Origin of the sequence: Polaromonas sp. CG_9.5 (assembly GCF_035984465.1) — a bacterium.
Taxonomy (GTDB): domain Bacteria; phylum Pseudomonadota; class Gammaproteobacteria; order Burkholderiales; family Burkholderiaceae_C; genus Polaromonas.
On the sequence record NZ_JAXCHR010000004.1, the window covers coordinates 206,375 to 227,496 of the forward strand.

Annotated in this window: 20 protein-coding genes; 9 read left to right on the top strand and 11 right to left on the bottom strand. The window is 57.8% G+C overall.

Annotated elements, in window-relative coordinates; genetic code table 11:
* Position 1: 1 nt before the first annotated feature.
* On the bottom strand, positions 2-1,210 hold the full coding sequence (locus RCH06_RS04940; protein WP_327080320.1) for a urate hydroxylase PuuD: 1,209 nt from the start codon (positions 1,208-1,210) through the stop codon (positions 2-4).
* 253 nt (positions 1,211-1,463) lie between these two features.
* Entirely contained in the window at positions 1,464-1,820 is a 357-nt protein-coding gene (gene uraH / locus RCH06_RS04945; RefSeq protein WP_327080321.1) for a hydroxyisourate hydrolase, read from the bottom strand.
* Between the two features lie 141 nt (positions 1,821-1,961).
* On the opposite strand from uraH, the gene RCH06_RS04950 reads away from it, so the two are divergent.
* The 6 genes from RCH06_RS04950 (at position 1,962) to RCH06_RS04975 (ending at position 7,740) form a co-directional block, all read left to right on the top strand.
* Complete coding sequence (locus RCH06_RS04950) at positions 1,962-2,675, top strand: GntR family transcriptional regulator (RefSeq protein ID WP_327080322.1); 714 nt, start codon at positions 1,962-1,964, stop codon at positions 2,673-2,675.
* An 11-nt stretch (positions 2,676-2,686) separates the two neighbouring features.
* Positions 2,687-3,655: an allantoinase PuuE gene (gene puuE, locus RCH06_RS04955; RefSeq protein ID WP_327080323.1), complete on the top strand. Its 969-nt coding sequence runs from the start codon at positions 2,687-2,689 to the stop codon at positions 3,653-3,655.
* Positions 3,652-5,427: a 2-oxo-4-hydroxy-4-carboxy-5-ureidoimidazoline decarboxylase gene (gene uraD, locus RCH06_RS04960; RefSeq protein ID WP_327080324.1), complete on the top strand. Its 1,776-nt coding sequence runs from the start codon at positions 3,652-3,654 to the stop codon at positions 5,425-5,427. The genes puuE and uraD overlap by 4 nt, the downstream gene beginning before the upstream one ends.
* Positions 5,424-6,662, top strand: coding sequence for a M20 family metallopeptidase (locus RCH06_RS04965; RefSeq protein WP_327080325.1), 1,239 nt, complete (start codon positions 5,424-5,426; stop codon positions 6,660-6,662). The genes uraD and RCH06_RS04965 overlap by 4 nt, the downstream gene beginning before the upstream one ends.
* 115 nt (positions 6,663-6,777) lie before the next feature.
* Positions 6,778-7,179, top strand: coding sequence for a tautomerase family protein (locus RCH06_RS04970; protein WP_327080326.1), 402 nt, complete (start codon positions 6,778-6,780; stop codon positions 7,177-7,179).
* A 165-nt stretch (positions 7,180-7,344) separates the two neighbouring features.
* Positions 7,345-7,740 carry a nuclear transport factor 2 family protein gene (locus RCH06_RS04975; protein WP_327080327.1) on the top strand — a complete coding sequence of 132 codons (396 nt, stop codon included), beginning with the start codon at positions 7,345-7,347 and terminating at the stop codon, positions 7,738-7,740.
* Between the two features lie 71 nt (positions 7,741-7,811).
* Here the strand turns inward: RCH06_RS04975 and RCH06_RS04980 are convergent, their stop codons facing one another.
* On the bottom strand, positions 7,812-8,273 hold the full coding sequence (locus tag RCH06_RS04980; protein ID WP_327080328.1) for a PaaI family thioesterase: 462 nt from the start codon (positions 8,271-8,273) through the stop codon (positions 7,812-7,814).
* A 1,304-nt stretch (positions 8,274-9,577) separates the two neighbouring features.
* Here RCH06_RS04980 and RCH06_RS04985 point away from each other — a divergent pair.
* Positions 9,578-10,066 (top strand): RNA recognition motif domain-containing protein, encoded by a 489-nt coding sequence (locus tag RCH06_RS04985; RefSeq protein ID WP_327080329.1) that lies wholly within the window; start codon positions 9,578-9,580, stop codon positions 10,064-10,066.
* A 167-nt stretch (positions 10,067-10,233) separates the two neighbouring features.
* Here the strand turns inward: RCH06_RS04985 and lptC are convergent, their stop codons facing one another.
* The 3 genes from lptC to RCH06_RS05000 are packed head-to-tail and all read right to left on the bottom strand — an operon-like array spanning position 10,234 to position 12,558.
* On the bottom strand, positions 10,234-10,950 hold the full coding sequence (lptC, locus tag RCH06_RS04990; RefSeq protein WP_442799597.1) for an LPS export ABC transporter periplasmic protein LptC: 717 nt from the start codon (positions 10,948-10,950) through the stop codon (positions 10,234-10,236).
* Entirely contained in the window at positions 10,947-11,564 is a 618-nt protein-coding gene (locus tag RCH06_RS04995) for a KdsC family phosphatase (RefSeq protein ID WP_327080330.1), read from the bottom strand. Before RCH06_RS04995 ends, lptC begins: the two co-directional genes overlap by 4 nt.
* Before the next feature lies 1 nt (position 11,565).
* The gene (locus RCH06_RS05000; protein WP_327080331.1) at positions 11,566-12,558 is read right to left on the bottom strand and encodes a KpsF/GutQ family sugar-phosphate isomerase; all 993 of its coding nucleotides are present in this window, start codon (positions 12,556-12,558) and stop codon (positions 11,566-11,568) included.
* 92 nt (positions 12,559-12,650) lie between these two features.
* On the opposite strand from RCH06_RS05000, the gene RCH06_RS05005 reads away from it, so the two are divergent.
* Positions 12,651-14,636, top strand: coding sequence for a monovalent cation:proton antiporter-2 (CPA2) family protein (locus RCH06_RS05005; protein WP_327080332.1), 1,986 nt, complete (start codon positions 12,651-12,653; stop codon positions 14,634-14,636).
* Positions 14,637-14,794: 158 nt separating this feature from the next.
* Here RCH06_RS05005 and mnmE read toward each other — a convergent pair whose 3' ends face one another.
* From mnmE to rpmH, 5 genes are read right to left on the bottom strand one after another with little or no spacing between them, the layout of a single operon-like run.
* Positions 14,795-16,231: a tRNA uridine-5-carboxymethylaminomethyl(34) synthesis GTPase MnmE gene (gene mnmE / locus RCH06_RS05010; protein ID WP_327080333.1), complete on the bottom strand. Its 1,437-nt coding sequence runs from the start codon at positions 16,229-16,231 to the stop codon at positions 14,795-14,797.
* A 41-nt stretch (positions 16,232-16,272) separates the two neighbouring features.
* Entirely contained in the window at positions 16,273-17,976 is a 1,704-nt protein-coding gene (gene yidC, locus RCH06_RS05015; protein ID WP_327080334.1) for a membrane protein insertase YidC, read from the bottom strand.
* Entirely contained in the window at positions 17,973-18,290 is a 318-nt protein-coding gene (gene yidD / locus RCH06_RS05020) for a membrane protein insertion efficiency factor YidD (protein WP_327080335.1), read from the bottom strand. Before yidD ends, yidC begins: the two co-directional genes overlap by 4 nt.
* Positions 18,287-18,697, bottom strand: coding sequence for a ribonuclease P protein component (locus RCH06_RS05025; RefSeq protein ID WP_327080336.1), 411 nt, complete (start codon positions 18,695-18,697; stop codon positions 18,287-18,289). The genes yidD and RCH06_RS05025 overlap by 4 nt, the downstream gene beginning before the upstream one ends.
* Positions 18,698-18,747: 50 nt before the next feature.
* Positions 18,748-18,882, bottom strand: coding sequence for a 50S ribosomal protein L34 (gene rpmH, locus RCH06_RS05030; protein ID WP_007862708.1), 135 nt, complete (start codon positions 18,880-18,882; stop codon positions 18,748-18,750).
* 812 nt (positions 18,883-19,694) lie between these two features.
* On the opposite strand from rpmH, the gene dnaA reads away from it, so the two are divergent.
* Positions 19,695-21,107 (top strand): chromosomal replication initiator protein DnaA, encoded by a 1,413-nt coding sequence (gene dnaA / locus RCH06_RS05035; protein WP_327080337.1) that lies wholly within the window; start codon positions 19,695-19,697, stop codon positions 21,105-21,107.
* Positions 21,108-21,122: the final 15 nt, after the last annotated feature.

Consider the following 21,122-nt stretch of genomic DNA (forward strand, 5'->3'; position numbering starts at 1 on the left):
CTCAGTTGGTTGACGCGCCGGCTTCAAACCAGCGTTTGAGCACGGCGCGCTCGTCGTCGGTGATCTGCGTAGCGTTGTTCATGGGCATGATCTTGAGCACGACCGCCTGCTGGTACAGCGCCTGGGCATGCTGCTTGATCAGCTCGGGGGTATGCAGAGCCACGCCCTTGCTTTGCAGCTGTGCGTTGTGGCACAACACGCAGCGCTGGTCGATGACGGACTTGACTTCAGCAAAACTGACCGGCTTGCCTGCAGCAGCAACGGCAGCAGCCGACGGAGGCGCAGGCGCCATCCACACGATCAGTCCGACCAGCATGGCTACGCCCAGCGCTGCATATTCCCAAGGGGCACGCTTGCCCTGCACGCCGGCCTTGTGCCGGGCCACGAAGCTGTGGCGAATCAACGCGCCCGCCAGCATCAAAGCCACCAGCACCAGCCAGTTGCCCTTGGCCGAATACAGCCAGCCGTAATGGTTGGACAGCATGGCAATCAGCACTGGCAGCGTGAAATAGGTGTTGTGTACGCTGCGCTGCTTGGCGCGCCAGCCATAGACCGGGTCAACCGGCAGGCCGGCTTTCAGCTGGGCCACGACCTTGCGCTGGCCGGGAATGATCCAGACAAAGACGTTGGCACTCATGGTGGTGGCCAGCATGGCGCCGACCAGCAAGAAGGCCGCACGGCCTGCAAACAGGTGGCAGGCCAGCCAGGCCGCGAACATCACAAAGATCAGCAGCCCGGCGCCAACGATCAAGTCACCGTTCTTGCGCCGGCCAAAGGTGCGGCAGATGGTGTCATACACCACCCAGCCCGCCACCAGAAAGCCCAGCGCCGCGCCGATGGCCGCGCCGGCAGACCAGTCATACACGCTCTTGTCGACCAGAAAAGTGGCGGCGTTGAACAGGTAGAGCACCGTGAACAGCGCAAAGCCGGTCAGCCAGGTGGAATAACTTTCCCAGTAGAACCAGTGCAGGTTCTGCGGCATCTGCTTGGGCGCGACCAGGTATTTTTGTGGGTGGTAAAAGCCACCGCCGTGAACTGCCCACAGTTCGCCGTCAACACCTTTTTTGACCAGGTCAGGGTCTTCGGGTTTGGTCAGGCTGCTGTCCAGAAAGACAAAGTAGAACGACGAGCCAATCCAGGCAATCGCCGTGATGACGTGGACCCAGCGCAGCAGCAGGTTGGCCCAGTCGAGAAGGTAGGTAGTATCCATTTTCACGCTCACAGTCGAGGAGTGCGCAGCCGCCATGCACTGCGCTTTCTCCTTACCACTGCGGGCTCTCTAAGGAGTGGACATCGCAACCGGGTTAACCAGTCTTAAAAAGACTGACCGACTCGGGCTCCGCGGCGACGTGGAATTAATGTATACACTTTTTAATCCGCAGATTCATAGGGTTTTCCCGGTGTGGTGTAAAAAACATTGCCATGTCGCACAACAAACAACAACCCGGCCCACCTGCCGACGCTCAGGAACCCCGGTACGTCGAGTAAGTCCAGGGCGTCACCAGCAAGGGCACGTGGTAATGGCCCTGCGCGTCGGAGATGCCGAAATCAATTGGCACGACATCGACAAAGGCCGGCTCTGGCAGCACGACGCCACGGGCGCGAAAGTACGCCGCCACCTCGAACTGCAGGCGGTAACGCCCGACAGCCATGACGCTGGCGTCCAGCAGCGGCCCGCCCGCGTTGCGGCCATCGGCATTCAGGGTGAGGGTTTTGAGGGTCTCGAAGCTTTCGCCTTTGACGCGCTGCAGTGTCACCTGCATGCCGGCAGCAGGGCAACCGTTCATGGTGTCAAGCACATGGGTACTGAGATGGCCCATAAAAATTCTCCTTTTTTTAAAACACAACGAAACTGACACGCTTCCCGAACATCAGGGCCGTGGAAGTGATAAAAACTTGTTTCACTGAAATAAATTGTATACACTTTGAAAACACCAACGAACAGCCAAGCACACACATTTATGAAACGTCTTCACCATCTTCAGGTCGTCGGGGCCAAGGAACAGGCGGCGCGGCCCGGCTCGACGCAACGCATCGTGGAGTCCATCACGGCCGCCATCGTTGAGCGCCGGTTGATGCCGGGCACCAAGCTCACCGAGCAAAAAATCGCTGACATTTTTGACGTCTCGCGCACCATCGTGCGCCAGGCATTGAATCAGCTCAGCCGCGAGCATCTGGTGGTTCTGGAGCCGGCACGGGGCGCGTCCGTCGCCATGCCCAGCATCGAGGAAGCCCGCCAGGTGTTTGAAGTGCGCGCCATGATCGAATCAGCGATGGTGCGCCAGCTCTGCGCACAAATCACCGATGGACAAATTGCGCAACTGCGCGCCCACCTGCGTAACGAGCAGGAAGCCGTCAGGCGCACCGATGTGTCGGGCCGCACACGGTTGCTGGCCGACTTTCACGTGCTGCTGGCGCGCCTGCTGGGCAATGAGGTATTGGCCCAGTTGCTGGCCGACCTGCTCAGCCGCTCGTCGCTGATTTCGCTGATGTACCAGTCCGCCCATTCGGCGGTGCATTCCCAGGACGAGCACCTGCACATCGTGGACGCGCTCGAAAAGCACGATGCGCGTACGGCGGTTCGGCTGATGGAGCACCACATTGCCAACGTCGAGCGCAACCTGCGGCTCAACCCCAATTCCACAGACCTTGCCGATGCACTTCGGCCTCTTTGATTGACCTTTGCATGAATGTTGACACCCCCCTTCTTCGCGCTTACCCGCGTGACCTGGCCGGCTACGGCCGCAACCCGCCGCAGGCCAACTGGCCGGGCCGCGCCCGCATTGCGGTGCAGTTCGTATTGAACTATGAAGAAGGCGGCGAGAACTCGGTGCTGCATGGCGACGCCGGCAGCGAGCAGTTTTTGTCCGAAATGGCCAGCCCGCCGGCCTACCCCGAGCGCCACCTGAGCATGGAAGGCATCTACGAATACGGCGCGCGCGCCGGCGTGTGGCGCTTGCTGCGCGAGTTTGAAAGGCGCGGTTTGCCGCTGACGGTATTCGGTGTTGGAATGGCGCTGGAGCGCTGCCCCGAAGTGACGGCGGCTTTTCAGGAACTCGGCCACGAGATCGCCTGCCACGGCTGGCGCTGGATCAACTACCAGGGCATTGACGAAGCGACTGAGCGCGAGCACATGGCGCAAGGCATGGCCGCCATCGAGCGCATCACCGGCGAAAGGCCGCTGGGCTGGTACACCGGGCGCGACAGCCCGCGCACGCGCCGCCTGGTCGCAGACTTCGGCGGCTTTGAATACGACAGCGACTACTACGGCGACGACCTGCCGTTCTGGCTGCAGGTTGAAAAAACCGACGGCGCGCTGGCACCGCAGCTGGTGGTGCCCTACACGCTGGACACCAACGACATGCGCTTTGCGCTGCCGCAGGGGTTTTCGCAGGGCGATGATTTTTTCACCTACCTGCGCGACAGCTTTGACGTGCTGTATGCCGAGGGCGACGAGCGGCCGGCCATGCTGAGCATCGGCATGCATTGCCGCATCCTGGGCCGCCCGGGCCGGATGCGCGCGCTGCAGCGCTTTTTGGACCACATCGAGCAACACGACCGCGTCTGGGTGACGCGGCGCATCGACATTGCGCGCCACTGGAAAGCGGCGCATCCCTTCAACCCTGACACCGCCTTCATCTGGCCCGCCCAATGATCACCTTGATTCAACTCAATGCCGCCTCGCAGGCCGAATTCGTCCAGTTGCTGGACGGCACTTATGAACATTCGCCCTGGATTGCAGAGCAAGCCTGGGCCCAACGCCCTTTCCTTGGCTTGGACCAGCTCAAGCTGGCGTTGGTTCAAGTGGTGCGCGATGCCGGACGGGAACCCCAGCTGGCGCTGGTTCGCGCCCACCCTGAATTGGCCGGCAAGGCGATGGTCAGCAAGACGCTGACCGCCGAGTCGACCAACGAGCAAGGCAAGGCCGGCCTGACCGACTGCACGCCTGAAGAATTTGCGCAAATCCAGCAGCTCAATGCCGACTACAACGCGCGGTTTGGCTTTCCCTTCATCCTGGCGGTGCGCGGTCCGCGCGGCCTGGGCCTGCCCAAGGCCGAGATCATCGCGACCTTTGCGCGCCGGCTGGACAACCACCCTGATTTTGAGCTGGCCGAGTGCCTGCGCAACATCCACCGCATTGCCGAAATTCGCCTGAACGACAAGTTCGGCCACTCGCCTGACCTGGGCAACCTGGTGTGGGACTGGCATGAGCGGCTCAGCACCCACAGCGACCCCGGCTACGCCGAGCGCGGCGAGCTGACGGTGACTTACCTGACCGATGCACACCGTGCCTGCGCCCAGCGCCTGTCGCACTGGATGCGCGAGGACTGCGGCTTTGACGAAGTGTCGATTGACGCGGTCGGCAACGTGGTCGGCGTCTACCACGGCACCGACCCCAAGGCTAAGCGCCTGCTGACCGGCTCGCACTTTGACACCGTGCGCAATGGCGGCAAGTACGACGGCCGCCTGGGGATTTTTGTACCGATGGCCTGCGTGCGCGAGTTGCACCGCCAGGGACGCCGGCTGCCGTTCGGCTTTGAAGTCGTCGGTTTTGCCGAAGAAGAAGGCCAGCGCTACAAGGCCGTGTTTCTGGGCTCGGGCGCATTGACCGGCCACTTTGACATGACCTGGCTAGACCAGAAAGATGCCAACGGCATCACCATGCGCGAGGCCATCAACCATGCCGGCCTGTGCATTGACGATATTCCCAAACTACAGCGCGACCCCGCCAACTACCTTGGCTTTGTCGAAGTACACATAGAGCAAGGCCCGGTGCTGAACGAAGTCGACCTGCCGCTGGGCATCGTGACCTCGATCAACGGCAGCGTGCGCTACGTGGGCGAGATCATCGGCATGGCCAGCCACGCCGGCACCACGCCGATGGACCGCCGCCGCGACGCGGCCACCGCCGCCGCCGAGCTGGCGCTGTATGTCGAGCAGCGCGGCGCCAGCGTGCCGCATCTGGTTTGCACAGTCGGCATGCTGGAAGTGCCCAACGGCTCGATCAACGTCGTGCCGGGCCGCTGCAAGTTCAGCCTGGACATTCGCGCTACCACCAATGAAGTGCGCGATGCCTGCGCCGCCGACATTCGCAACGCGCTGAAAGCCCTTTGCGAGCGGCGCGGCGTGCATTACAAGCTCGAAGAAACCATGCGCGCCGCCGCCGCGCCGAGCGCGCCCGAATGGCAGCACCGCTGGGAACGCGCTGTCGAGACACTGGGCCTGCCCGTGTTTCGCATGCCCAGCGGCGCGGGTCACGACGCCATGAAGCTGCACGAAATCATGCCGCAGGCGATGCTGTTTTTGCGCGGCCTGAACGCCGGCATCAGCCACAACCCGCTCGAATCCATCACCAACGACGACACCGACCTGTGTGTGCGCGCCTTCCAGAATCTGCTTGAACAACTTGCCACGGAACAACCATGAACGCCACTGACAACACCCACAACACCGCGCTTGACGCCTGGATCGACGCGCACTTTGACGAAGAAGTGCAGTTCCTGCAGCAACTGGTGCGCGTGCCCACCGACACGCCACCCGGCAACAATGCGCCGCACGCCGAGCGCACTGCCGAACTGCTCCAGGACTTCGGCTTTGAAGTGGAAAAGCACGCAGTGCCGGCCCAGGAAGTCAAAGACTACGGCATGGAGTCGATCACCAACCTGGTCGTTCGGCGAAAGTATGGCGAAGGCCGCACCATCGCCCTGAATGCACACGGCGACGTGGTGCCGCCCGGCGACGGCTGGACGCACGACCCGTATGGCGCTGAAATCGTCGATGGCAAGCTTTATGGCCGCGCCTCGGCAGTCAGCAAGTGCGACTTTGCCAGCTACACCTTTGCCGTTCGTGCCTTGGAAGCCCTTAGCGTGCCGCTCAAGGGCGGCGTCGAGCTGCTGTTCACGTATGACGAGGAATTTGGCGGCGAACTTGGCCCCGGCTGGTTGCTGCGCAACAAGCTGACACAGCCCGATTTCCTGATTGCGGCCGGCTTTTCCTACGAAGTCATCACGGCCCACAACGGCTGCCTGCAAATGGAAGTCACCGTCCACGGCAAGATGGCGCACGCCGCCATTCCCCACACCGGCATTGACGCGCTGCAGGGCGCGACCGCCATCCTGAACGCGCTGTATCAGCAAAACGAGCTGTACCAGTCGGTCACCTCCAGCTTCGACGGCATCGAGCACCCTTACCTCAATGTCGGCCGCATCGAAGGTGGCACGAACACCAACGTGGTGCCCGGCAAGGTTGTGTTCAAGCTGGATCGCCGCATGATTCCCGAGGAAAACCCGGTCGAGGTCGAAGCCACCGTGCGCCGCGTCATCGCCGAGGCCGCCGCCACCCGGCCCGGCATCACGGTCGAGATCAAGCGCCTGTTGATGGCCGAGGCGTGGAAGCCTGATGCACGCAATGCCGAACTGGTGCAAGCGCTGCAAAAGCATGGCGAACAGGTGATGGGCGAGCCGATCCCTACCTCCGGCACGCCGCTGTACACCGACGTGCGCCTGTTCGGCGCGGCGGGCGTGCCGTCGGCCATCTATGGCGCTGGCCCGCGCACCGTGTTTGAAAGCAATGCCAAGCGCGCCGACGAGCATCTGGTGCTCGAAGACCTGCGCCGCGCCACCAAGGTGGTTGCGCGCACGCTGCTTGAAATGCTGAAGTAAGCATTACTGAATCGGTGGCCTGGCCGCAATTTGCACAGTGGAGCCGCCCTCACAGGCGGCTCGCTGACCGCGCCAGTGTCGGCCGATTTTTCAACATCAATCTGAAGAAGTAGTCATGCCATTCATCCGTACCTGTGTTCACAAGGACACGCCTGCCGCCCAGCGACAAAGCATCGTCGACGGTATTCACCAAGCGCTGGTGGACAGCATCGGCATGCCCGCCGACGAGTTGTTCAACCTCGTGACTGACTACGATGCGCAGCAGTTTTTTTACAGCCGTACGTTTAATGGCGTGGCCCGCTCTGACGGCGTGGTGGTGATTGACATCACCCTGCGCCGTGGCCGCAGCGACGCCATGAAGCGCGCGCTTTATGCCAGCGTTGCGCAAAATCTGGAAAAAAATGCCGGCATAGCGCCCAGCGACGTGTTCATTTTCATGCACGAAAACGACTACTCCGACTGGTCCGTCGGGGGCGGAAAATTCGCCATGGCGATTGTTCAGCAGGTGGGTATCTGACCTTGCTGCTGCTCTCAAGGCACATGCCGGCAACCTGCCTGGCGTCATAAACCCGCATTTCATGGCTTGCAAAAGAATCTGCAAAACAACAGATTTAGCCGCCGCCAGCCGTGGCTGTCATTCACCCTGGCAGCCACTGGCCCACATTCAAACCCCAGGATACCCATGACCACAACAACCGCCCCCCACTGCTTGACCCACCACCCCGAAGAAGCCGCCGTGCGCGTGCCGCTCGAACACTATATGCTGGGCCACGCGACCGATGACGCCGCCCACATGCGCCAGGCGTTCATGGCTTCGGCCCACATAGAAAGCGTGCGCGAAGGCCCGCTGACTTCCTGGTCGATGGAGGAATACTGCCTGCGCTTCAAGGGCACGCCTGCCGCCGACGAAGCCACGCGCCGCCGCACGATTGACGCCATCGACATTGGCGGCACCGCTGCCAGCGCAAAGATTACGCTGGTGCATGGCGCGGTCACTTTTATCGATTACTTCTTGCTGCTCAAGACCGCGCAAGGCTGGAAAATCGCCAACAAGGCATTCCACGCGCAGGCGAGCTGATCGCACGCGGCCCGCAGCCGCTGCCCTGTTTGCGCCAGGATGCCGATACAGCAAGCGGCGTTTTAAATGCGTTATGTGCCAAAGTTCTCCGGCATTTGCACCGCTACCACGTCCCCGCGCGCGGTAGCGACGCCATCGACCCACACGGTGGTTTCAACGATGACTTTGCGGCCCTTGATTTCCTTCACGCGGCCGCGAATTTCCATCGCACTTGCAATCGGCGTGGGCTTCAGAAAGTCCACCTTGAGCGAGCCGGTGACAAAGCGAAAAGCCGGCAGCGTGTCCATGTCGCGCCCTTGCGCACGGTACATGGCGGCAGCAGCCGTACCGGTGCTGTGGCAGTCGATCAGCGAAGCAATCAGCCCGCCGTAGGTAAAACCCGGAACGGCGGTGTGCCAAGCCTCCGGCGTAAACCGCGTGACCGTCTCGTCGCCGTCCCAGTAAGTCTTGATCTGGTGGCCCTGCGCGTTCAGCCGGCCGCAGCCGTAGCAATGCGCCAGATTTTCGGGGTAATAGTCCTGAAATGCTTTCATAGGTTCTCCAAGGTTGCGTTAAGTCGGGTTGAGTATGGCGTGAGGTGAGCCAACCCCCGATAGCCGCTGCGTTGGTCAAGCAACCCCTCACCGTCCCAGGCCATGATTTGCGCAGGGGCCGGAACCACGCGTGGGTTTCCAGCAGCCAGTCGACCGTCAGTCCGGCTTGCTGGATATAGGCCATTACCTTGTCGGCACTGGTGTGCGAAGTGCGGCCCGAGTTGGGGTCGTAGTCCAGCACACTGTCGATGATGGCCGCGCGCTCCGTCGCCGGGCCGGACACGACGTGGGTGACAGTGGACGTGTCAGGGTCAAAAAACGATTGAATGGTCGGGACTTGCATCATGTTGGCTCGCTTATTCAAGAAGGGTCAAAGCAGGGTCTGCAACTGATTTTTTGACGGGCATAAATCTCACTGAAATTTGCTATTTAATTCATAGCTGCTTACGCACGCCGGATATGCACAACAGGTCTTTTTGATATAAAAATGGGCTAAATTACCAAAAATGGAGGCTGCCTGACAGAGTACGGCGTTCCAAGCGTGGTTTTTTGAAGCTTGCGCCTGTATTGCAGAGCTCATTTACTATTTGCATCAATTGCTTTCTTGACCATGCCACTGCAAAACCGGATCGTCAGGCGCTATGGCGGTCACGAATGAAGGCTGAAAAATCCAATCAACTGGAGAGCGTTTTCTTCAATAACCTGGCTCGAACCGAGCTTCGCTGCAGCGCGTAGCCGCTTAACGCAAGCCGGGTATCAGCGAGCGCTCGCTTTACCGCAAGATCAAGGAACTGAATAAACCATGAGTAGACATTAAGGCAAACGCATGATCCGCCTTGGTTTTGTCGCAGAGGCCAGCGAAGTCGCAGAACCAATGCCGATGCGCTTGCTATTGCCGCTCTGGAGTTTTGATTGCTGATGTACTTTGACCGGATTGGACGGCATTGGGTCGACCAGCCCCAAGGCACGCGCCACCCCCGTGATGCTTTGGCCGTTGTGCGCCAGAGGGATTAGCTCTTGTTTAAATTCGAGTATTCAGCGCGCTCTTGATGTCTTTTTATTTCCGTTTTCCTTGTCTGAATTGAACCCATCAGCAAGGAATACGCTTTTCAGAAACGAGGTCATGGACAAAAAAATCGCCTGCTTGCGTTTTTAATGGGTGGCGCATAATATGCGAGTGCGAGTTGAAAACTCGCACTTGTTAGGTGATAGGTCAGTTTCGCGCGCCACAGCGATACGTTCAAGATTTGTTGTGCTTTCGAGACCCCATCGCTTTTATTTATGTGTTTTAGAGGAGTCCCTTAATGGGCAACAAACTATACGTCGGCAACCTGCCTTACTCGGTGCGTGACGAAGATCTGCAACAATCTTTTGGTCAATTTGGCGGTGTCACCAGCGCTAAAGTCATGATGGAACGCGATACCGGTCGTTCAAAAGGCTTCGGCTTTGTTGAAATGGCTAGCGACGCAGAAGCACAAGCTGCCATCAACGGCATGAACGGTCAGCCTTTGGGCGGCCGTAGCGTCGTTGTCAATGAAGCCCGTCCGATGGAAGCACGTCCTCCACGTACCGGCGGCTTCGGTGGCGGCGGTGGCGGCTACGGTGGTGGCTCAGGCGGCGGCGGTGGATACGGCGGCGGCGCAGGCGGCGGCGGTGGTGGCGGATACGGCGGCGGTGGTGGACGCTCTTCCGGCGGCGGCAGCGACGGTGGTTTTCGTAGCCCGTACGGCGGCGGCGGCGCTGGCGGCGGACGCTCCGGTGGCGGCGGTGGCGGTGGACGCGGCGGCTACTAAGCCCTGCTATTTCACTGCAGGCCAATGGCCCGCAAAAAACAGCATTCTCAGTCCTGGATTGAGATAGCTTAAAAAGGCTTCAAGACTTCGGTTTTGAAGCCTTTTTGACATGTGTTCGCTATTCAGCAGAGACAAAAACAACTTTTTATACCCAGTCGCTAATCGGCCTATGGGCGACCGGATGAGACCGCTGGACGAATCGATGATTTGGGCATCAACACACCTCGGACACGCCCCGTCAGCAAGGCCACCTGATCCAGATTGTTGTAAGAAAAGACATCTCCGGTGAACTGATCTGCACCGCGAATCAAGACCACCGGTTTGTGCGACTGCACGCGCTCTTCGTTCAAAAATGCATGCAGAAATTCGCCGCGAAATTCGAGCTTTTGCGCCACATTACCCTTCGCGTCCAGGCTGGCTTCACGTATCACCACCGCATTTCCGACCAGTTGTACTTCCGAGCCATCTGCATTGGAATAGGCCCGGTTGGCGGTGGCCGTCGTGAGTTTGCCTTCGATGTTAATGCTGCGAATTCTTGCCTGGTCGATTTCCAGAATCTCGGTATCGGAAAAATGCCGTGCTTCTGTGCCTGAAATTTCACTTTTGAGCTTGCCGCTCTCATCGAATGTCTTGATGGTGAAATTTTGCATAAAGTAATCCACCTCATGGCCGACTTCTTTGGCCGCCTTGGGGGTGCTGAAAATCGGCGTATTGCGCACCATCCAGTAAGTCCCCAAAGCCAGGGCACCCATCATCAGGAGCGGCATGTAGATTGCGGTTCGATCCCACAGGAGCAACAATTTTCGCCACATGCTTGGCTGATTTTTCTGCTGAGGCAACATGCGGGCTGAGCCTGTACTTTGATCAGGCAGAATTCCCGTCATTGTGTGTACTCGCGCAGCAACCCGGCGTAGCGCCCGCTGGCAATCAGCAACAAATCACAAAATTCACGTGCGGCGCCATGACCTCCGCTTGCTTGCGTGACATGGTGGGCTCGGGCCCTGACTTCCGGGTGTGCATTGGCAGGCGCACAACTCAACGCCGATCGGCTCATGACGGGCAAATCAGGCCAGTCATCACCCATCGCGGCAGCGGCATTCCAGTCCAGACCCAAGGCGTGCAGTGTCAGTTCTGCAGCAGGACGTTTATCTTCGGTGCCAAAGTGTGAATGCGTAACGCCCAGCGCCTTCAGCCGTGCGCGCAGTACCGAGCTGTCACGGCCGGTGATGACGACAGGGGTAATACCGACCTTCTGCAGCAGTTTCAATCCGTGACCATCAAGCGTATTGAACCGCTTGATGATCTCGCCCGAGGCTCGAAAGCCGCCTAGCGTCTCAGCGCGCTCATCACCGTCCGGATATTCTGAAAAATACAGTCCGCCATCGGTCAACACGCCATCCACATCAAAAAAAGCGACCTTGATGCCTTGCGCGCGCAGCAAGAGTTCTGGCGAGAAATCAAGCGCAGGGCCTTGAAGCGGCGAAGATAAAAAGGACATATCAGATGACTTTGGCACGCATCAGGTCGTTTGTGTTGAGCGCACCGCACAGCATTCCGCCCTTGTCAACCACCAACACGCTGTTGATACGGTACTGCTCCATCAGCGCCACGGCTTCAACGGCAAGCGCGTCGGCGCTCAGAGTGCGCGGGTCTGCATGCATCACATCAGCGGCAGTCAAATGACGCAAATCGGCTCCTTTTTCGACCAGACGGCGCAAATCGCCATCGGTAAAAATACCCAGAACCCGCTGAGCCGCATCCACCACCGCAGAGGCACCCAGACCCTTGGCACTCATTTCGCGCATGAGATCGGTGAAAGAAGACTCTGGCAGCACTTGCGGGACTGCGTCGCCGCTGCGCATTACGTCGCTCACGTGAGTCAGCAGCTTGCGGCCCAGTGCGCCGCCGGGGTGCGAACGGGCAAAATCTTCTTCTTTGAAGCCACGGGCATCCAGCAAGGCGACGGCCAACGCATCGCCCAAGGCAAGCTGCGCCGTCGTACTGGCCGTCGGCGCAAGGTTGAGCGGACAGGCTTCCCTGGCGACACTGCTGTCCAGCGTGACGGATGCGTGTTTGGCCAAAGTAGATTGCATGCCGCCCGTGATGGCAATGAGCGCCACCCCCAAGCGGCTTAGCACCGGAAGAATCGCAATCAGTTCCTGGCTTTCGCCGCTGTTGGAAATGGCCAGCACCACATCAACGGCCCGGATCATGCCCAAATCGCCGTGGCTGGCTTCAGCCGGATGCACAAACATGGCGGGGGTGCCGGTTGACGCCAGTGTGGCGGCAATCTTGTGACCAATATGGCCGCTCTTGCCGATACCCATCACGACCACCCGACCGGGGCAGGCCATCATCAATCCGACGGCCTGGACGAACTCGTCTCCGATGCGGGTTGCCAGATCAAGAACAGCGGCTGCCTCAATTTCAAAAGTCTTCCTGGCAAGGCTCAAGACCTGTTCTGCATTAATTTTCGCGGCATCAAAATTCATGCCTGCATTCTATCGAGGCGATGCCTACCGCCATGCTACGTACGCAGCCCAAACCAGCCGGAATCTGAAAATCCATACGCTACCATCCACCCATGAGTGCGCTTGAACTAACCCTTTTATACCTGCTGGCGGCAGTGTTGGGCGTGGTGGTTTGCCGCTCCTTCAAATTGCCACCCATGCTGGGTTACCTGGCCGTTGGCGTGATCATTGGCCCGCATGCGCTGGCAGTTGCCAAAAACTCCGACGGCGTGCGCCATCTGGGCGAGTTTGGCGTGGTTTTTTTAATGTTCGTCATCGGGCTGGAATTCAACCTACCCAAGCTGCGCTCCATGCGTCGCCATGTGTTCGGGCTGGGCTTGCTTCAGGTGGCGCTCACCATGATTCTCGTGACCCTGGGTTCGCTTTTTCTGGCCAGCATGGCCCCTGCGCTATGGAAAATGGAATGGCAAACCGCGCTGGCGCTGTCGGGTGCCATGGCCATGAGCAGCACAGCCATCGTAGTCAAGCTCCTGTCCGAACGACTGGAGCTGGCATCCGAGCACGGCAAGCGCGTGATGGGCGTGTTGCTGTTTCAGGATCTGGCGGTGGTGCCGCTACTGGTATTGATTCCTGCCTTGGGCTCTTCCCCGGACAAGCTTTTTATGGCGCTGGGCATTGCCGGGCTGAAAGCCGTTGTGCTTCTCGGCCTGCTGCTCACGGGCGGGCAACGCGTCATGCGCTGGTGGCTGACGATTGTGGCCAGACGCAAGAGTGAAGAGCTGTTTGTGCTTAATTTGCTGCTGGTCACGCTGGCGTTGGCCTGGCTGACCGAACTGGCGGGCTTGAGCCTGGCACTGGGCGCTTTCATTGCAGGCATGCTGATTTCAGAGACCCAGTACAAGCATCAGGTAGAGACCGATATCCGGCCTTTTCATGATGTACTGCTGGGGCTTTTTTTCATCAGTGTCGGCATGCTGCTCGACTGGCACGAAGTGGTAGATCACTGGGCACTGGTGCTTTTGCTAATGATACTGCCCGTGCTGTTCAAGCTGGTGATGGTCACCGCACTGGCACGCCTGCTGGGAGCGACAGCGGGTGTCTCTTTGCGCACCGGTCTTTATCTGGCGCAGGCAGGCGAATTTGGCTTTGTGCTGCTGGCGCTCGCACAAGGCAACAAGCTGGTGCCACCCACACTGATGAATCCGATACTGGCCAGCATGGTGTTGTCCATGCTGGCCACGCCCTTCATCATCATGTACAGCAACCGCATCGTCATGAAGCTGGTATCGAACGAATGGCTGCTTCAATCCCTGCAGATGACGACGATTGCCAGCAAATCCATGAATGTCAATAAACACGTCATCATTTGCGGTTATGGCCGCTGCGGACAGAACCTGGCCCGCCTGCTGGAACACGAAGGTATTCCCTATATCGCGCTGGACCTGGATCCGGATCGGGTGCGTCAGGCAGCAGCGGCGGGTAATTCAGTGGTTTTTGGCGACGCAGTGCGTCTGCAGGCACTGATCGCGGCCGGTCTGGCGCGGGCCAGTGCGGTCGTAGTCACGTATCTGGATACCGCAAGCGCGCTAAAAGTGCTTGCCAACACACACACCCACGCCCCCACAGTGCCGGTCATTGTGCGCACGGTAGATGACCGGGATCTGGAAAAGCTCAAGGCAGGAGGCGCGACAGAAGTCGTTCCAGAGGCAATTGAAGGCAGCCTCATGCTGGCCAGCCACGCATTGGCACTGGTCGGCGTGCCGATGCGCCGCGTGATCCGTGTGGTGCAGGATCAGCGCGATGCACGCTACAACTTGTTGCGCGGCTATTTTCGGGGTGCTGATGACGATACAACGGATGAGCTGGAACAAGAACGACTGTCCACGGTGACGCTGGTCCCCGGTCTCAGCTCCGTCGGTCAGACGCTGGGTGACCTGGCGCTGCCTGCATTAGGCGTACGCCTTGTCAGCCTGCGCCGTGGCAATGGTAAAACCCTCAAGGCGCTGGACGAGACCCGGCTGGAAGACAGTGACACGCTCGTGCTGTCTGGAAAACCGGAAGCGCTTTCAATGGCCGAGCAAAAGTTATTGAGCACCTGAGCACGGCTGCCCCTCATTTAGAAAAAAGGGGCGTGTGCTTTGGCAGAGGCCACACTTCAAGTGATAGCCGATATGGCGGAACTTGAACGACAAGTGATTTTTTTCGGTACTGAAAAATTCAGCACTCCAAAAAAAGTCGTTTTCTTCTCTGGAAAAATCTACTTTCCTATGCAGAAACGGGAAAAAATTTCTCCCAGCAAATCATCTGCGCTAAAAGCACCCGTAATGGCACTCAGATGCAACTGGGCCTGGCGCAAATCTTCAGCCAGCAAATCGAGTGCGGGCTGGGCGGCGTTCAACTGATTCTGCGCCGTGACGAGTTGGTCTTGTACGCTGTGCAGCGCCCGCACATGACGCTCACGCGCCATGAAAACCCCTTCCGGGGCCGCCTGCCAGCCGACGACCTGGAGCAACTGCTCTCGCAGGAGCTGCAAACCGGCCCCGGTTTTGGCAGAAATCAGTACGCCGCCATTGACTTGACTCAACACTTCAGGGGTGGCCATGTCGGATTTGTTCCAGACATTGATAATGGGGGTGTTTTTTAAGAGTTTTAGCGCCAATGCGCTTTCCAGACGGGCGTCACCAGCTATGTAATCAATAGCATCCTGTGTCGCTTCAGTTTGGTCTTGGCGAACCAGATCATGCAGAAAAAGAACCGCATCGGCGCTTTCTATTTCAGTCCAGGCGCGCGCAACACCAATTTTTTCAACTTCATCCAGTGCATCGCGCAAACCCGCCGTATCCACCACATGCAGCGGTACGCCTTCGATCTGGATCAGCTGCGACACCTTGTCGCGCGTGGTGCCGGCGATGGGCGTCACGATGGCCAGTTCTGCCCCGGCCAGCGCATTGAGCAGCGAACTCTTGCCCACATTGGGCTGACCGGCAATCACCACTTTGATGCCTTCGCGCAAAATCGAGCCCTGGGTCGCCCGCTGCATCACGCTGGCCAGCGTCGCCTGCAGGCGTTGCAGTTGGCCTTGGGCATCGGCTTGTTGCAAAAAATCAATGTCTTCTTCGGGAAAATCCAGCGTTGCCTCGACCAGCATGCGCAAATGAATCAGTTGCGCCAACAGCGTGTTGATGGCCTGTGAAAACTCACCCGACATCGAACGTGCTGCCGAGCGTGCCGCAGTTTCGGTGCTGGCATCAATCAGGTCGGCAATGGCTTCAGCCTGCGCCAGGTCGATCTTGTCATTCAGAAAGGCCCGTTCGGTGAACTCTCCGGGCTGCGCTACCCGTATCTGCGGCAGGCGGGGTTGGCCATTGGCGGGATCCTTCTCGCTGCCCGCTTCCAGACAACGCGCCAGCAGCAGCTGGAGCACCACCGGGCCGCCATGCGCCTGCAACTCCAGCACGTCTTCGCCCGTATAGGAATGCGGTGCGGGGAAAAAAATCGCCAGTCCCTGATCAATCACCTGGCCCTGCGCATCCTGAAAAGGCAGATAAGTGGCCTGACGCGGTGACAGCGGACGGCCGCAAATAGCATCAATGACCGGCGCCAGCTGCTGCCCTGAAATACGAACGATACCGACGGCGCCACGACCGGGTGCTGTGGCGATGGCAACGATGGGATGGTGATGACGAGACAGCATGAAGCCTCAATGGTAAAGGGCCGCTGAGCGGCCCTTTTTGATTACTTGAACTTCGGCAGGTTGAACTGCGGCGGTACACCCATCCGGGTATTGATGACCCATTGCTGGGTAATCGACAAGATGTTGTTGGTGATCCAGTACAGCACCAGACCGGCCGGGAAGAAGAAGAACATCACACTGAAGATCAGCGGCATGAACCACATCAGCTTGGCCTGCATCGGATCAGGCGGTGCGGGGTTGAGCGCCGTCTGCAGCATGGTGGTCATCGCCATCACGACCGGCAAGATGAAATAAGGATCGGGTGACGACAGATCCCTGATCCACAAAATCCACGGCGCGCCGCGCATTTCGACACTCGACAGCAGCACCCAGTACAGGGCAATAAACACCGGAATCTGGATCATGATCGGAAAGCAGCCGCCCATCGGATTGACCTTTTCCTCGCGGTAGATCTTCATCATCGCTTGCTGCATTTCCTGCGGCTTGTCCTTCAAACGCGCACGCATTTCGGTGATCTTGGGGTTGATCGCCTTCATCTTGGCCATGCTGGCGTAAGCCTTGGCGTTGAGCCAGTAGAACGTGATTTTCAGCAGCAGCACCAAAGCCATGATGGACCAGCCCCAGTTCTGGATAAAACTGTGGAGTTTGTCGAGCAGCCAGTACAGCGGCTTGGCCAAAATGGTGAGCCAGCCGTAGTCTTTCACCAGTTCCAGACCAGGGGAAAGGGCTTCGAGCACTTTTTCTTCTTGCGGGCCGACGAAAAACTTCGCATCGATGGTTTTGGTCGCGCCAGGGGCAATCGGAGCCAGCGGCGTGATCATGCCGACTGCATACAGGTTGGTATCGACCTTGCGCAAAAACAGGTCGCGTTTCAGGCCATCGGGCAATATCCAGGCCGAGGCAAAGTAATGCTGAACCATCGCCACATAGCCGTTGGTAGCCTCTTTTTCAACATCGACCTTGTTGCTTTCAATGGTCTTGAATTCGACTTTTTGGTACTTCTTGGCTTCGGTGTAAATCGCCGGGCCGGTAAAAGTGGAATAAAACGACGACTCTCCGGGCGGCTTGTTCCCGTCACGCACCAATTGCAGGTAAAGCTGTGGTGACACAGGCGTACTGCCGGTATTGATGATCTCGTGCTGGACGGTCATGTCGTAAGCGCCGCGCTTGACCGTGTAGGTTTTTACCAGTTTGACGCCGCCGATATCAGCCGATTCAAATTTGACCTGTAACTCGTTCTGACCATCGGTCAGCGCGCGCGCGCCAGGCAACAGGGTCATCAGCGTTTTGTGGGTCGGGAAAGCGCCACCTGTGCCGCCAGCAACCAGGCCGGATTGCGCTACATAGACACGGTTGGTGCTTTCATCCAGCAGAACAAAGCCCTTTTCCTTGTCCGTCATGTCCTTGTATTTTTTAAAGGCCGTGTGAACCAGGGTTCCACCTTCACTGTCAAAAGTCAGCGAAAGTACGTCGGTGTCGACCACCACGCGCTCTTTGGCGGCCAAAGATGTGGTGGATGGCGCACCTGCGGGTACAGCCGCAGGCGAACCCGGCATCGTCCCGGGATTCGGCACTGCAGCAACCGAACTGCTTGGCGCAGAACCGGCTACGGGAGCTTTTTCGGTCTGCGTACTGGAAGGGAAGAAGGTAGCTTTGTGGCCATTGAAGGCCTGCCACTGGTCCCACAGCAAAACCATGGAGAAACCAAAAATCACCCACAAGATAGTGCGGCGGATGTCGTTCATGACGGCGTCTTTTTAGAAGGGATGGAGGCCGCCGACGAAAGCAAGCGGCTGAAAAAAGAAGCAGGGTTTGGAGGCGGTACCGGATCATGCCCGCCCTCACACCAAGGCTGGCACCGTACCAGGCGGCGCAGCGTGAGGTAACTGCCCAAAGTTGCGCCGTGCTGACTCAAAGCTTGCAGTGAGTAAGTAGAGCAACTGGGCTCAAACCGGCAATTCGAGCCGAGCCAGGGACTGATGAACAGGCGATAAGCTTTCACTACGCCGATCAAGACTATTCGCGGGAAACGTACTAGAGCGGCAACGGGTGAAATCATGGCGCAAGCACTCCTGCCTGCATCAGCGCCTGAACTTCAGTCCGGACTGCCTGCTTGAGCAAATCAGAGACAGCGCTGACAAATTCGGTTCGGGAAAAGCTGCTGCGCAAGCGAACAACAAAAGCAGCTTGCGGATACAGATGAGAAAACTCAGCACTCACGGTGTAAATTTGCCTCTTGATGGCGTTGCGTGTCACAGCACTTTTAGCCCAGCGTTTGGGAACCATCGCGCCTACCCACATGTCCTGTTCGCGAAACAATACCGGTGCATCAACCTGTTTTCCGGAGTGACTGGTTACAGCTTTGGCGGCAAGCGCATTGCGATGCAAAACGAAGTGCGGTGTTTTTGCAACGATAGTTCCGGCCAATACAGCCTGGAACTGAGGTCGGGTTTTAAGCCGCTGCACTAGCGCCCAACATCAGCAGAAAATGACCGGCCTACCTGCAGAAAGCCAGCTTAGACAGCCAGGCGTTTGCGGCCTTTGGCGCGACGGGCAGCAATCACTGCGCGGCCGCCACGCGTCTTCATACGCGTCAGGAAACCGTGGGTGCGTGCGCGCTTGACTTTGGAAGGTTGGTATGTGCGTTTCATGATAAATCCTGGTGGCCCTAGCGGGCCTGTTACTGGGCTGTTAGCTGTAAAGCTTCATGTGGCGATTCGAATGATCTTGGCGGCTGCAAAAAATTTACAGCCAATCTGGCAAGTCTCAAGGACCAGTAAAACGCCTGCAGGGTCTGGCCACATGAATTCGTCAAGAAATCACAAGCAAAGCCGTGCAGGGAGCCTCAAGCCGCTACGAATCGGGGAAACCCATGATTATCACAGATTTCCAACGGCTGGCAAAAAAGCAAGCATTTGTTCTGGTTTCGGTGGGCCGAATTACTGACTCAGAAACTGATTTTTTACCCCAGCTGCTGTTCAAAAAATATCCCGCAGCCACAAATTCTTACTGCCGTGATTAAGTGATCAGCAACAGCAAGGGCAGTATTTTTCTGTAAATTAAGCTGTTTTTTTAATCAACGGCTTGGCGTTTTTTTAACCCTGTGTTTAAAGTGCTGGAAGTCACATCTCAAACATCAACAACTTTCATCTCAACCTGTGGATAACTTTCAGTTGTTAAAAAGTTACCCACAAGGTGTGGCCGGTAGTGTTTGGTTTGGTTGATGCGCATGACAAATCAAGCCTCCCCGGAGTCTCGGGTTTTTAAAACTTGAGTTTTTTTGCATCGGGAGAAAGCCACTGGCAATAAAGGCTGCCGCCTTAGCAGGGTCTGTAAAACTCCGCAGAGTCACTGAATTTGTGGATAACTTATGCCCACGACTACAATTGCGGGTGCTCAAAAATACCACTATCTACAAGCAGCAGGGCGCTGCTTTTCATTCGCATTCCGGGCAAAAATTGTCATGAGCGAAGTTTCTGTCTGCGTCTCTTTGTCTGGTCAGAACAACGATTTGTGGCAAATCTGTATTGACCATCTGGCTCAGGAATTGCCAGAACAACAGTTCAACACCTGGATTCGTCCCCTGGTTGTTGTCGTTGCTGCAGACTTGTCCAAAGCGACGGTTCAGGTGGGTAATCGCTTCAAGCTGGACTGGGTTCGGGCCCAGTACGCAGCCCGTATTGCTGCATTGCTTGAAAAAGCAGCAGGTCAGCGAATTCCGATTGAGTTGGTACTCGCACCCCGAGAAGCACCTTCCAAATCAGAACCCCTGATTCGCAAGCTCGAAGGCGCTTCGGGCGTTTCGGAACTTTCAGTGACTGCCGCCGTTCATGAAGAGGCGGCTGGAGTAGTATTTAAAAACCGGCTCAATTCCGCGCTGACATTCGACACTCTGATCGAAGGTACAGCCAACCGCATGGGTCGTGCGGCAGCGCTGCATGTGGCCAGCAGTCTTGGGCAGCTTTATAACCCCTTGTTTATCTACGGCGGTGTCGGTTTGGGGAAAACCCACCTGATGCATGCGATTGGCAACAAACTGATGGTTGACAACCCGGCCGCCAAGGTGCTGTATATCCATGCTGAACAGTTTGTCTCGGATGTGGTCAAGGCTTACCAGCGCAAGACATTTGACGACTTCAAAGAGCGTTACCACTCGCTTGATCTGCTGCTGATCGACGACGTGCAGTTTCTGGCCAATAAAGACCGTACCCAAGAAGAGTTCTTCAATGCTTTCGAGGCACTGCTGACAAAAAAGTCACACATTGTGATGACCAGCGACACCTACCCAAAAGGACTGAGCGACATCCACGAGCGCCTGGTGTCACGCTTTGACTCCGGCCTGACCGTGGCGATCGAGCCGCCCGAGCTGGAAATGCGCGTCGCCATCCTGATTCGTAAAGCGAATGTCGAAGGCTCTGCGCTTCCTGAGGAAGTGGCGTTTTTTGTTGCCAAGAACATTCGCTCCAATGTGCGCGAACTCGAAGGTGCGCTGCGTAAAATCCTGGCCTATTCACGCTTCAACCACAAGGAAATCTCGATCCAGCTGGCCCGGGAAGCACTGCGGGACTTGCTGTCAATCCAGAACCGGCAGATTTCAGTGGAAAACATTCAGAAAACAGTGGCCGACTACTACAAAATCAAGATCGCCGACATGTATTCCAAGAAGCGGCCCGCCAGCATCGCCCGGCCACGCCAGATTGCCATGTATCTCGCCAAGGAGCTGACCCAAAAGAGCCTGCCAGAAATCGGCGAACTGTTCGGTGGACGTGACCATACCACCGTGCTGCATGCAGTGCGAAAGATGGCGGCAGAACGCCAGTTGATGACCGAACTCAACCAGCAGCTCCATGTGCTGGAGCAAACACTCAAGGGCTGAAAACAAGGGGATTTT